Origin of the sequence: Pedobacter aquatilis (assembly GCF_030409415.1) — a bacterium.
Classification (GTDB): domain Bacteria; phylum Bacteroidota; class Bacteroidia; order Sphingobacteriales; family Sphingobacteriaceae; genus Pedobacter; species Pedobacter aquatilis.
In genome coordinates this window covers 1-12,167 of sequence record NZ_JAUFPW010000035.1, presented here as the reverse complement: position 1 = coordinate 12,167, position 12,167 = coordinate 1, and the positions used below count along the sequence as shown (strand labels likewise).

The window sequence follows — 12,167 nt, the reverse complement described above, 5'->3', positions numbered from 1 at the left end:
CTAATTCTCTAATTCAATCCTTCACTAATTCTATAATTAATCCCTCCAAAGGTAAGGAAATAGTAATAATGAGGTTGCTACAGTTAATACATTTACCAAAAACAACATACCAATTTCATCGTAACTATTTTCCCATGGCAAGCCATCAACAGCGTTTTTAGCCAATTTTATTAAAAGTATAAGTACAGGTATAATAATTGGAAAGCTCAAAATTGCCATCAGCATTCCGCCGTTACCGGCTTTACTTGCAATGGCCGAAACCATTGTAAAAACCGTTGAAAAACTGGTGCTGCCCATTACAACCGCCACATAATAAAGCAACAAATCCGGAGGTGTAAATGAATCGAAAACCAATGTGTAAAAACCTAAAGCAATGGTGGTTAAAACCAACATCAAAAGTGTATTATAAATGGTTTTTGATATTAAAACCGCAGCCGGACTAGCCAAAACGTAACTGTATAATTGTTGGCCCTTTGTTTCTTGAAGAAAACTTTTAGAAACACCATTGATAGATGCAAAAAGCATAATTATCCAGAATAAAGCATTCCAGGTTAACTTATCACCAAGGCTTACGAAAGATAAATAACATGTAAATATTGTAGAAACCACATACAGCAATACACCGTTAATGGTATATTTGGAACGCCACTCTAACAGTACTTCCTTGTGGATTAAATATTTAACCTCTTTGGCCAGTTGCATAACCGCAAAGATACTTTTATTGATAAATAATGCGAGTGTAAATTGTAGGTTTGTTGTAATTTTGTTTTAAATTATTGATGCCACGGAAACACAGAATACAAGGAAAAAATTTTCAATTGAAATAGTGTTACCCAGCTTCTTATAATTACTAAAAATTTGCTGCCTTTTCTGTGAATTCTGTGATTCCATGGCAAAAAAAATATGAATTACGCATCTACAATAGAATCCCCTATCGGAAAAATTACCATTCTAGCTGATGAAGATTTCATTGTAGAAGTTACTTTTTCTAATAAAGTAAGTGATGAACTGACAGAAAGTGAATTAACCAAACGTGTAGCATCTCAATTGGAGGACTATTTTAAAGGTGAATTGAAGGTTTTTGATTTCCCTATTAAACAAAAAGGAACGGATTTCCAGCAAGAAGTTTGGCAGAATTTAATGGCTATTCCTTACGGAATAACCACATCTTACGCTAAATTTTCGGCACATCAACCTTTAGCCATTCGGGCGATAGCTGCCGCGAACGGCAAAAACAACATAGCCATTGTAGTGCCCTGCCATAGGGTTATTGGTAGTAATGGTAAACTGGTTGGTTATGCTGGTGGCTTATGGCGGAAACAATGGTTATTGCAGCATGAGCGGGAAATAGCTCAGCAAGGTCAAACAGAACTTAAATTTTAATTATATCTTTTGAATATGACACCAGACAAAGCCGAAACCAAAAATCATTTGAAAGCAATACGTTTAATCAATATAGAAAATGATGAATGTACTTTTGAAGTTGGAAAAATTCCCGTTAAGCAAAATATAAGCGCAGGATACTTTTTCGCTAAAACAGATACTTTTCTTCAACACAGTATACATCCTGCTCCGCGTAAACAATATGTAATTACATTAAAAGGTAAACTCAAATTTTCTGTAACAAATGGAGCAACTTTTATCATTGAGCCAGGCATCATTTTAATTGCTGATGATACTAAGGGAATTGGCCATACATGGGAAATTGAAGATGGTGAGGAATGGGAAAGAATTTATATACCTTTAGAGGATGGGGCAAATGATTATTTCGTGACTGATTAAATTTATTGAAACCATGTTTTGCTGAAATTCGTAAATAACATCAAACCCACGATGTTATGAAAGCGATTTGCACTGCAATATTAATTATTTTTAGTTTTTTTTCGGTTGATAAAAACACACCGGTCACTAAACTCGATTTAAAAAAATACGCTGGCACTTGGTATTCTCTATATTCTATACCTACAATTTTTGATAAAGGGAGCAGGGAAACCACAACAAAATACACTTTAAATAAAGATGGTTTCTACAATGTATTAACCACCTATAAAAAACCTAATGATGAAAAGGTTTATTCCAGAAACTCGAAAATGTTTCCATCAGAAGATGGAAATAATGGTGAATTACAAGCGCAATTTGTTTGGCCAATTAAAGTAGATTACTGGATTATTGAACTGGCCGAAGACTATTCTTACGTTGTTGTTGGTCACCCCGACCATAAATTTCTATTCATCATGAGTCGCACGCAAACCATGCCGAAGAAAACCCATGATGAAATAGTTGCCCGTTGTAAAGCAAAAGGATATGAAGTTGCTAAGCTTACTTCGCAGTTTAAAGGCTAGTACTTTGCGTAGTAATTTTCTCTCCACGTTTAGTGCTGAAGAGCATAAATAAAATGCCAACCAAAAACACAATCCATCCCCATTGGAAATGAACTACTTTGCCAATTAATTTATTTGCGAAGCCAAATTCTGTATAATTATTTACGGTAAAATAAACAGCAATAACCGCCAATACGTACCAAATTGCCATCACAAAACTTATAAATCTAAATGCCACAGCTTTTCTAATAAAAAGAAAAAGTACTGCTATTGCAAGTATTGCATAAGTAATAATGAACAACTTAGCATCTGCCTGATATAGATTCCAATTTCCCTTAATGGGTACTTTCAGTATAGGTGAAAAACTTGCGATAATACATAAAAGTATACCTATATAAGCTCTAAGTTTATTTAGAATTAACATATTAGTTTTTTGGATTTTTAGTTGTTTAGTTGTTTAGTTGTTTAGTTGTTTAGTTGTTTAGTTGTTTAGAGTAAAGAAAAAATCATCTAAATTGTTTGGTATTTTGTAATGACTAATGACTAATGACTAATGACTAATTTACTGCCCCTCAACAATACCCATTTTCTCTGCAAAATGCGCACAGTAATCACGTAAATCTTCTACTATTAAAGTTTCGTTAGTAGCCTTTAAAAAGCTATCGCCCATGGTTTGCAAAGTTTCGTAAAAGAAACGTTTCATTTCGTCAACAGGCATATCTTTTGTCCAAAGATCTATTTTTAGCGTATTTTTATAGTTGTGATCCCAAACCGATAAAAACATAGCTTTTGCTGGTACTTTATCCGCATTACCAGAATCTGTACTTTCCCAAAGGATATTATCCGGATTATTTCCTTCGTCTAACTCAACTGTTAATTTTATTTCTGCTGTTTTCATTTTATTTTTTTACGGTTGCAAAGATGCAGATTTAAATAAATACTTAACCTTTGCTTTACATTACTTTTTGTAAAATTACCATCAAGATTACGGTAATAACAATAAAAATCGATTCTACAATCCAGATTTTCTTTAAATCTTTTAAGGTAAAACGAAATACCAAATCAGTAATAAACGTAACCAAAATCAAACATGCTAATATAAGTAGGTAGAAACCGCTCATATCGATTTGCTTTGGTGCATCGCTTTTCGAGCTGAATATATTTACAACTACTAAACCTAAGCTTACTGCACTGATGATATTTAATGGCGTAACTCTAAGCTTCATTGTTACTTTTTCTTATCGAAACGTTTACCTTTCTTGAAACTCTTAACTGTTTTTCCAGCCTTAGCTTTCGCTTTATCTCTTTCTCTTTGCTCTATAACTTTTGCATTTTTCTTTTCGTGGAAAGCGCCTTTAAAATCGGGGTCTTCCTTACGTTTTTGCATATCAATTTCGCGGGCAATGTGCTGGCGTTCTTCGTATGGCGTTTCATCTATATAAACACCTTCCGGGATTTCGGCAACAGGAATATATTGGCGAATTAACTTTTCAATCTTGCGGATGTAATATTTCTCCGCATCGGTTGCAAAGGTAATGGCATCGCCTTTGGCAAAAGCCCTACCTGTACGGCCAATTCTGTGTACATAATCTTCAATAATAATTGGAACATCGAAATTAATTACATGACTTACATCGCTCACATCAATACCCCTACTTGCCACGTCGGTTGCAACTAAAACACGAATATTTCCTTCTTTAAAACTATTTATTGAGTTGATGCGGGTGTTTTGACCTTTGTTAGCATGTATTACCCGAACATTTTCTGCACCATATCTACGCTCAATAAAACTGAAAATATTATCAGCCACAGTTTTTGTTTTACAGAATATAATTAAGCGGGTAAATGCTTCATCATTCTTTAATAAGTGCTGCAATAAATTAATTTTAGTCTTAAAATTTGGAACGTAATATAATGCCTGCGTAACATTTGCGGCTGGTGTAGCCTGTGTCGAAGTTTCTATTACAAGTGGATTATTCAAGAAATCACCCGCAATTTTCTGTACCAAATCGCTCATAGTGGCCGAGAAAAGCAAGTTCTGACGTTTACGCGGTACAATTTCCAAAATCCTATGGATTGAGCCAATAAAACCCATATCCATCATTTTATCGGCTTCATCAAGCACCAAAAATTTTAAACTTTGGGTATTGATGTCACCAGTTAAATATAAATCCAGAAATCTTCCAGGTGTAGCAATTAAAATATCAATACCTTTCGCAATCTGTTCTTTTTGTGTTTTCGGACCAATGCCCCCGAAAATAACCAGCGAGCGTAAATCTGTATAAACCGAAAATAATTTTACTTGCTCAGCAATTTGCATCGCCAATTCGCGTGTTGGCGATAAAATTAAAGCCCTTGGGTTTTCACCTTGAGCATATTTTAGCTGCATTAAAATTGGCAAAACAAAGGCTGCAGTTTTACCCGTTCCGGTTTCTGCTATACCAAAAATATCTTGCCCGGATAATACCGGGGCAATTGCTTTTTCCTGTATAGGCGTGGCAACGGTATAACCTGCATCGGCAACTGCATTTAAAATTTGCCTGTTTAACTTAAATTCTTCGAACGATTTTGCCATAGCGCACAAAGATAGGCTTTTTAAGCTGAAAGGTAAGACTAAAGCTGAAAGACTAAAGACCAAAGCAGAAAGCAAAAATTTATGGCTTTGTGTTAAAAAGTTTAAAGTGAAAAGTTTAGCATCTACAGTCTAAAATTTCATTTTTTGAATTCTAACCGCGTTTAAAATTGCCAGCAATGCTACGCCAACATCAGCAAAAACGGCTTCCCACATGGTTGCTACGCCACCTGCACCTAAAATTAAAACCAAAGCCTTTACAGAAAATGCCAAAACTATATTTTGAATAACCACTTGTTTTGTAGCCTTACCAATTTTAATTGCCGTAACAATTTTAGAAGGTTGGTCGGTTTGGATGACCACGTCGGCAGTTTCGATAGCGGCATCACTACCCATTGCACCCATCGCAATGCCAATATCGCTAATGGCTAAAACTGGAGTATCATTAATTCCATCGCCTACAAAAGCCACAACATTTTGCTTATTCTGTTTAATTTCTTCCAGCTTATTCACTTTATCTTCAGGCAACAAATCGCCATAAAATGAATCGATACCCAAAATACCCGCAACTTTTTTAACGATAGAAGTTTTATCGCCGCTAAGCATTACCACCTGTTTAATGCCTATGGTATGTAGTTTTTGAACGGCTTCGGCAGCATCTTCTTTAATCTCATCAGCAATTAAGGTATGACCGATATATTTTCCATCAAGCGCAGCTACAACAATACTTTCCTCAAAATCGTTAATTTTATCATCGTAAGTAATGTTAAATTTATCAAGCAGTTTCGTATTTCCGGCTAGTATATCTTTGCCGTTGACGCTGCCTTGCAAGCCCATACCGGCAATCTCTTTTATATTTTCTGCCTGATGAATTTCATTTTCTCCATAATATTCTACGATAGCTTTTGCAATTGGATGGGTAGATTTTACTTCAACTGCTGCCAGATAGCTCAGAAACTCTTGCTCGTTTATATTACTTTCTACCTTTTGAACTTTAAAAACACCCTTGGTTAGCGTTCCAGTTTTGTCCATTACAACGGTATTTAGTTTTGTAATTAAATCTAAAAAGTTAGAACCTTTAAATAATATACCGTTTGCTGATGCAGCCCCAATACCACCGAAATAACCCAAAGGGATAGAAATAACCAAGGCGCAAGGACAAGAAATAACCAGAAATACCAATGCACGATACAACCAGGTTTGGAAATTATAATCGTTCCCCAAAATCAATATCGGAATGGTTACTAGAGCCAAAGCCAGAAAGAAAACAATTGGTGTGTAAATTTTCGCAAACTTGCGGATAAACAATTCGGTTTTTGCCTTGCGTGTTGTAGCGTTTTGTACCATTTCTAAAATTCTGGATAATGCACTATCTGCAAAGACTTTAGTTACTTTTATTTCGATAACCGAATCGACATTCAGCATTCCTGCTAAAACATTTTCACCTTTACTTATGGTTTTTGGCTTGCTTTCGCCAGTTAAAGCTGAAGTATTAAAATTGCTTTTTTCTGATAGCAATTTACCATCCAGTGGAATTTTTTCGCCGACTTTTATTTGTATGGTTTCGCCAATTTCTACCTTTTCTGGATCAATGCTTTCAACTTTACCCTTTCGTAGCACATGAGCAACATCAGCCCTAACATCAAGCAAAGCTGAAATATTTTTCTTTGCACGATTTACGGCTGCCAACTGAAAAAGCTCACCGATGGTATAAAAAAGCATCACTGTAACACCCTCAGGGTATTCACCAATGGCAAATGCGCCAATTGTTGCGATTGACATTAAAGAAAATTCAGTAAAGAATTCCTTTGCTTTAAAGGTTTCCCATACTTCTTTTAAAACCGGGATACCAACGGGTAAATACGCAACAATATACCAATATGGTCTGATTAATTTAAAAGCTTCGATTTCAAAAATATTATCGAAAGCAACTCCAATAAGCAACATTACAAGTGTTACAATGGCAGGCGTATAGGTATTAAGTGCAGATGGATCGCCACCATGATCGTGATCATGGTCACCGCCATCTTCGTGGCTGTGTGCGTGCCCATGAGTATGATCATGCGCCTTGCTACTGCAACAGCTATCTTTTTTATCGTTGGAGTTACTCATTTAGAATATATTTTTGAAGGCAATTTAAGATGCTTTCTGTTTCTTTCTTCCTACCTCGCTGCAAATCCTCAGCCAAAGAAAAATTGGCTTCCGGTTTTTTCGCCTTGTCGGCTTTAGGCGGCGCTAAAAGCAGGACAATTAAAACATAATAAGCCGACAGATGCGGAAATACTTTGGCAAAACTTACGAAGTTTACACTAAAAAATGCTTATTAACTTCCATAAGTTTAAAAAGCCAAAGATTGCTGCAAAATGGCTGACCTGAAAATACAAATTAAATACTGACATTACTTTTAGAAATGCGTATATCTACATAGACAGTATCTTATAAACTGCATCTTATTTTTAATAATTATTAATAACGATTTTTTTCGACACCACACAATAAATTATGTTAAAAAATGTTAATACTATATTAAGATTTAAGAATGATGAAATCCCTAAAGTTCCATTTCTCACCAAGTGAATTCTTAAGAAGACTTGGCTTAACAAAAATTTACTACTGGTTTAACAAGTAATATTTATAATATATTGTTTCAGTATTAATTTGTATTTCATAAATTTCGTTCAAATAACTAACTTATTTAAACGAATGAAATACCAAAATTTAAAAAGATATTTTGCTGCACTTGGAATAGTTGCAGCAGGTTTTTCTGCAAATGCACAAGCACCAAAAAAATATATCGACCCTGCAAATATGGATTTATCTGTTAAGCCAGGCGACGATTTCTATCAGTACGCAAGTGGTACGTGGATAAAAAACAATCCTGTTCCTGCAAAGGAAACCCGATGGGGCTCTTTTAACGAACTTCGGGATTTTAATATCAATGCGGTAAAATCTCTTGTAGAAGAAGCTGCAGCTGATAAATCCGCTCCTGCTGGTTCGGTAAAACGTCGCGTTGGCGATTTCTTTGCCGCAGCAATGGATACGGTAACCATCGAAAAATTGGGTTACACGCCAATTAAGGCTGACTTAGAAAAAATCAAACAAATTAAGGATATCCAAGGCGTTTTAGACCAAGCTGCTTATATGCGTATAAACGGTATTGGTGGCTCTATGTTTAGCATCGGCGTTGGCCAGGATCGTAAAAATGTTAACAAATACATGGTAAACATTGGTCAGGGCGGTACTACTTTGCCAGATCGTGATTACTATTTGAAAGATGATACCCGTAGCGTTAAAATCCGCGACGCGTATAATACTTATATGACTACCTTATTTACTTTAACAGGTAGCACTGCTGAAGTTGCAAAACAAAAAGCCGAAACGGTTTTTAAAATTGAAAAGCAATTTGCGGAAGCGCAAATGAGCCGTTTAGAAATGCGTGACCCTTATGCAACTTACAATAAGCTTACCGTTGCTGATTTAAGTAAGAAAACGCCAGGCATTAACTGGGCAACTTATTTACCTAAATTCAACATTAAAGGGCAAGATACCGTTTTGGTTTCTTCGCCTAAGTTTATGGCAAGTGTTGACGGAATGCTAAAATCAGTTTCTGTTGCTGATTGGAAAACCTATTTAGAATGGAATGTTTTAAAAAGCTCTGCCGGAAGTTTGAGTTCGCCGTTTGTTAAGGCTAGTTTCGCTTTCACTCAGGCACAAACTGGCCAGAAAGTTCAAACACCACGTTGGCAACGCATGTCATCTTTAACTGATGGCACAATTGGCGAATTATTAGGTCAGCTTTATGTAGCTAAATATTTTAAGCCAGAGGCTAAAGCTCGTATGGATGCCATGATTGTAAATTTACGCAAGGCTTTCGAAATCAGAATTAAGGGCTTAGAATGGATGAGTGCTGAAACTAAAACAAAAGCGCTTGAAAAACTTGCTGCATTTGAACCAAAAGTTGGTTACACCACAAAGTGGGAAACTTATACTGGTTTAAACATCAATAAAGCTACATATTTCCAAAACTTACGTAATGCAAGTATTTGGGGTTACAACGAAAATGTTGGTAGATTAGGCAAACCTGTAGATCGTACACGTTTTGGCATGACGCCTCCGACTGTAAATGCTTCTTACAGCCCAACAATGAATTCAATTACTTTCCCTGCCGGAATTTTACAATTCCCATTCTTTGACCCAAATGCTGATGATGCCTTAAATTATGGTGGAATTGGTGCTGTTATTGGCCATGAGATGAGTCATGGTTTTGATGATAGCGGAAGTCAGTACGATGCAAAAGGTAACTTAAAAAACTGGTGGACGGCAGAAGACCGCAAAAAGTTTGAAGAGAAAACCAAAGCACTAGGTGAGCAATATGATGCTTATACAGTTTTAGATACAGTTCATGTTATAGGTAAATTAACAATGGGCGAAAACATTGGTGATTTAGGTGGATTAAACGCAGCTTATACAGCTTTTAAAATGACTAGACAAGGGCAAAGCAATGAGAAAATAGATGGATTTACTCCCGACCAACGTTTCTTCTTAGCTTGGGCACAAGTTTGGAGAGGCAATATTTTACCAGAAAGCGCAGCACAGTTAATTAAAACTGATCCACATTCACCAGGTCCGTACCGTACAATTGGTGCGCCGGTAAATATGGATGCATGGTACACTGCTTTCGATGTAAAACCTGGTGATAAATTATACAAAAAACCAGAAGACAGAATAAGAATGTGGTAATTTGGAGTTAAGGATTTATAATTCGTAACTTTAATATATAGTAATGATTTTCATCCCAGAGAGGAATATCAAACCTAAAAAAGTCCCGAGAAATCGGGACTTTTTTTTTTGCGTGAAAACAAATCGAATCATTTTCTATTCTTAATTATCATTCTATCTTTGAATAACATAAAACCTTTGCATGAAAAGCCTCCAAAACACATTATTTATACTCAGTTTATTTCTATTTTCCTTAACGGCTTCGGCACAAAATCAATTGATTAGTCTTGATAAGCTTATTAATAAAACAGACCCAGCCTGGCCTTTGGTTCAAAAATGGATAGATGCTGCGAAAAATAAAGTTGAGGTTTTAGCTGTCGATACAGCGAAAGCAAATCAGGTTTTATATAATGCACAAATGACAACTTATGCTACACTTGGTTCTGTAATTTACAATACTGGCGGCATTATGGTTGATAACGGTTGGATAAGAATTCTAGGTTCGGGTAGCGAGCGTTTAACAAGAGATATTGCCGAATGGAATAAAGGAAAGACGATAAAAGAATACGGCGATAATGTTCCTTACCTGTTAGTCGCCGATGATGCAATTGGAGGTTTTTTTGCCATTAATTACGGTGGTTTAGGCAAAGATGTAAAGAATATGTATTACCTCGAGCCCAACAGTTTAACGTGGCAACCTTTAGGCGCTGGTTATGGCGAATTTCTTATTTTTTGCTTTGATAGCGACTTATCTAAATTCTACAAAGGCTTACGCTGGAGCAGTTGGGATCAGTTTATTGGAAATTTGGAAGATACTAAAACTTACAGTTTCAGGCCATATTTATGGGAAGCCGGAACAGATATTGAAAAATGCACCAGAAAATTGGTTGGCATCGAAGAAATGTACCGTTTCAATATTATGAAATCGAAGGAGATAAATGCAAATAAGGGTATTAAGAAAGATGATAGCAAGCAGTAAAATTTAGATTTAAGCCACCCTTGCGAGGCACGAAGCAATCCCTTCGCGATATGCTTTATTGTAAAAATATTGCTTCGTACCTCGCAATGAAGATTTTAATTTAGGTTTAAGTATATTTAGCTTGTGTTTTCTTTGGCAGTTTTGCCAACACCAGTGCCCGAGAATCTGCAACTCTGGCTTTTAGTTCTTTATCATTTAAAACATCGAGATTTTCGATTTGAATCCATTGTCGCTTTGCCAAATGATAAGCTTGTGCAATACCATCTCTTGCCGTTAAAGCATCAAATTCATCAGGATTGCATTTTATAGAGAAACTGCTTCCAGTATCAATATCTGCAATAACGAATATTTTTTCCTCAATCATAAAGCATAAATGATCCCATTTCATACCTTCTGTTGTGCCCGGCAGACTTAAACAATATTCTCTGAAAGATTCTATATCCATTTTAAGGTTTAAGGTTTAAGGTTTAAGGTTTAAGGTTTAAGGTGGAAACGAAATATCACAACCTCAAGTTTATAAAATTGAGCTTTTTTACAATACGAAAATAGTAATTTTGCATCATTATCTTAAAAATCCTTTAATCTCGAAAATCCTGCTACAGAAATGAACGTTATTACCCAAACTGCTGATGGTTCGAACACTTTATACAATGAAACTATTGGCGAGCATTACCATAGCAAACACGGTGCATTACAGGAAAGCAAGCACGTTTTTATCGAAGCGGGATTAAAATTTGCTTCAGCGGGCAAAACGGAAATTTCTGTTTTTGAGGTTGGATTTGGAACAGGTTTGAATTTTATTTTAAGTCTTGATTATTGTGTAAAACATAACATTAAGTTAAATTATACAAGTTTGGAAGCATTTCCTTTAACCACAGATGTTATTGAGCAAACGGGTTATTCAAAATATGTTTCTAAAGAAATTTGGACGAATTTCATTTCTAATTATAATAATGCTTTAAAAGAACCAACCGCAATATCTCCATTTTGTACGCTCGAAATTCCACTTACCAAGTTGGCAGAATATCACACAAACAATAAATTTGATGTAATTTACTACGATGCATTTTCTGTGCAACACCAACCCGAAATGTGGAGCGATGAGATTATCGAACACACTTGCAGCTTTTTAAAATTGGGTGGAACTTTTGTTACATATGCCATTACCGGAAAACTCAAGCGAGCGGTTAAAGCGAATAACTTTAAGATTGAAAAATTGCCTGGTGCACCAGGAAAAAGAGAGATGTTAAGAGCCATTAAAATGTAAGAAGGTTGATGTTAAATGGATAATGGGCATTTTGGAGGAAAACTTAAATAGTTGCAAAAGCTAAAGTATCTAAACCTGAGTGCAGGGCATTCTTTTAATGGTTAGCTTGAGTTTTGTGAAAGGAACTGTAAGATGTTCGATGGATAATGGGCATTTTGCAGAAAAACTTAAATAGTTGCAAAAGCGAAAGTATCTAAACCCGGGTGCAGCCTACCGTGTACCCACATCTTTATTTTTATTTTTGTTTCATGTTTGGAACAGATTACAGTAAACTTTTTAACGATCTTAGGTTATCTAGACGAGGAGAAA

The 12,167-nt window shown here is 35.7% G+C and carries 13 protein-coding genes; 6 read left to right on the top strand and 7 right to left on the bottom strand.

The features are described 5' to 3' along the window. Positions 1-36: 36 nt before the first annotated feature. On the bottom strand, positions 37-702 hold the full coding sequence (locus tag QWY86_RS17065; RefSeq protein WP_290243812.1) for a heme exporter protein CcmB: 666 nt from the start codon (positions 700-702) through the stop codon (positions 37-39). Positions 703-903: 201 nt separating this feature from the next. Between QWY86_RS17065 and QWY86_RS17060 the strand changes: the two genes are divergently transcribed. The 3 genes from QWY86_RS17060 to QWY86_RS17050 are packed head-to-tail and all read left to right on the top strand — an operon-like array spanning position 904 to position 2,342. Next, complete coding sequence (locus QWY86_RS17060; RefSeq protein ID WP_290243810.1) at positions 904-1,383, top strand: methylated-DNA--[protein]-cysteine S-methyltransferase; 480 nt, start codon at positions 904-906, stop codon at positions 1,381-1,383. A 15-nt stretch (positions 1,384-1,398) separates the two neighbouring features. After that, the gene (locus QWY86_RS17055; RefSeq protein WP_290243808.1) at positions 1,399-1,782 is read left to right on the top strand and encodes a cupin domain-containing protein; all 384 of its coding nucleotides are present in this window, start codon (positions 1,399-1,401) and stop codon (positions 1,780-1,782) included. A 56-nt stretch (positions 1,783-1,838) separates the two neighbouring features. After that, the gene (locus tag QWY86_RS17050; protein ID WP_290243806.1) at positions 1,839-2,342 is read left to right on the top strand and encodes a lipocalin family protein; all 504 of its coding nucleotides are present in this window, start codon (positions 1,839-1,841) and stop codon (positions 2,340-2,342) included. Here the strand turns inward: QWY86_RS17050 and QWY86_RS17045 are convergent. From QWY86_RS17045 to QWY86_RS17025, 5 genes are all read right to left on the bottom strand, one after another. Next, positions 2,332-2,745 (bottom strand): hypothetical protein, encoded by a 414-nt coding sequence (locus tag QWY86_RS17045; protein ID WP_290243804.1) that lies wholly within the window; start codon positions 2,743-2,745, stop codon positions 2,332-2,334. The two genes, QWY86_RS17050 and QWY86_RS17045, sit on opposite strands and share 11 nt — an antisense overlap. A gap of 138 nt (positions 2,746-2,883) precedes the next feature. After that, positions 2,884-3,219, bottom strand: a complete 336-nt coding sequence (gldC, locus tag QWY86_RS17040; protein ID WP_056871223.1) for a gliding motility protein GldC — start codon at positions 3,217-3,219, stop codon at positions 2,884-2,886. Between the two features lie 55 nt (positions 3,220-3,274). After that, the gene (locus QWY86_RS17035; protein ID WP_290243801.1) at positions 3,275-3,547 is read right to left on the bottom strand and encodes a hypothetical protein; all 273 of its coding nucleotides are present in this window, start codon (positions 3,545-3,547) and stop codon (positions 3,275-3,277) included. Positions 3,548-3,549: 2 nt separating this feature from the next. Next, positions 3,550-4,896, bottom strand: a complete 1,347-nt coding sequence (locus QWY86_RS17030; protein WP_290243799.1) for a DEAD/DEAH box helicase — start codon at positions 4,894-4,896, stop codon at positions 3,550-3,552. A gap of 129 nt (positions 4,897-5,025) precedes the next feature. Further along, on the bottom strand, positions 5,026-7,005 hold the full coding sequence (locus tag QWY86_RS17025) for a heavy metal translocating P-type ATPase (RefSeq protein WP_435406640.1): 1,980 nt from the start codon (positions 7,003-7,005) through the stop codon (positions 5,026-5,028). Between the two features lie 591 nt (positions 7,006-7,596). On the opposite strand from QWY86_RS17025, the gene QWY86_RS17020 reads away from it, so the two are divergent. After that, positions 7,597-9,633 carry a M13 family metallopeptidase gene (locus QWY86_RS17020; protein WP_290243798.1) on the top strand — a complete coding sequence of 679 codons (2,037 nt, stop codon included), beginning with the start codon at positions 7,597-7,599 and terminating at the stop codon, positions 9,631-9,633. Positions 9,634-9,814: 181 nt separating this feature from the next. Then, positions 9,815-10,591 (top strand): DUF2625 family protein, encoded by a 777-nt coding sequence (locus QWY86_RS17015; protein WP_290243797.1) that lies wholly within the window; start codon positions 9,815-9,817, stop codon positions 10,589-10,591. 106 nt (positions 10,592-10,697) lie between these two features. Here the strand turns inward: QWY86_RS17015 and QWY86_RS17010 are convergent, their stop codons facing one another. After that, positions 10,698-11,036, bottom strand: coding sequence for an MmcQ/YjbR family DNA-binding protein (locus tag QWY86_RS17010; protein ID WP_290243796.1), 339 nt, complete (start codon positions 11,034-11,036; stop codon positions 10,698-10,700). Between the two features lie 159 nt (positions 11,037-11,195). Between QWY86_RS17010 and mnmC2 the strand changes: the two genes are divergently transcribed. Then, positions 11,196-11,858 (top strand): tRNA (5-methylaminomethyl-2-thiouridine)(34)-methyltransferase MnmC2, encoded by a 663-nt coding sequence (mnmC2, locus tag QWY86_RS17005; RefSeq protein WP_290243794.1) that lies wholly within the window; start codon positions 11,196-11,198, stop codon positions 11,856-11,858. The last annotated feature ends 309 nt before the right edge of the window (positions 11,859-12,167 follow it).

Excerpts from the sequence above, each read along its gene's own strand:
- QWY86_RS17035 (WP_290243801.1), bottom strand. The coding sequence starts at position 3,547 with ATGAAGCTTAGAGTTACGCCATTAAATATCATCAGTGCAGTAAGCTTA.
- mnmC2 (WP_290243794.1), top strand. The coding sequence starts at position 11,196 with ATGAACGTTATTACCCAAACTGCTGATGGTTCGAACACTTTATACAAT.
- QWY86_RS17055 (WP_290243808.1), top strand. The coding sequence starts at position 1,399 with ATGACACCAGACAAAGCCGAAACCAAAAATCATTTGAAAGCAATACGT.
- QWY86_RS17030 (WP_290243799.1), bottom strand. The coding sequence starts at position 4,896 with ATGGCAAAATCGTTCGAAGAATTTAAGTTAAACAGGCAAATTTTAAAT.
- QWY86_RS17045 (WP_290243804.1), bottom strand. The coding sequence starts at position 2,745 with ATGTTAATTCTAAATAAACTTAGAGCTTATATAGGTATACTTTTATGT.
- QWY86_RS17020 (WP_290243798.1), top strand. The coding sequence starts at position 7,597 with ATGAAATACCAAAATTTAAAAAGATATTTTGCTGCACTTGGAATAGTT.
- QWY86_RS17065 (WP_290243812.1), bottom strand. The coding sequence starts at position 702 with ATGCAACTGGCCAAAGAGGTTAAATATTTAATCCACAAGGAAGTACTG.
- QWY86_RS17010 (WP_290243796.1), bottom strand. The coding sequence starts at position 11,036 with ATGGATATAGAATCTTTCAGAGAATATTGTTTAAGTCTGCCGGGCACA.
- QWY86_RS17015 (WP_290243797.1), top strand. The coding sequence starts at position 9,815 with ATGAAAAGCCTCCAAAACACATTATTTATACTCAGTTTATTTCTATTT.
- QWY86_RS17050 (WP_290243806.1), top strand. The coding sequence starts at position 1,839 with ATGAAAGCGATTTGCACTGCAATATTAATTATTTTTAGTTTTTTTTCG.
- QWY86_RS17060 (WP_290243810.1), top strand. The coding sequence starts at position 904 with ATGAATTACGCATCTACAATAGAATCCCCTATCGGAAAAATTACCATT.
- QWY86_RS17025 (WP_435406640.1), bottom strand. The coding sequence starts at position 7,005 with ATGAGTAACTCCAACGATAAAAAAGATAGCTGTTGCAGTAGCAAGGCG.
- gldC (WP_056871223.1), bottom strand. The coding sequence starts at position 3,219 with ATGAAAACAGCAGAAATAAAATTAACAGTTGAGTTAGACGAAGGAAAT.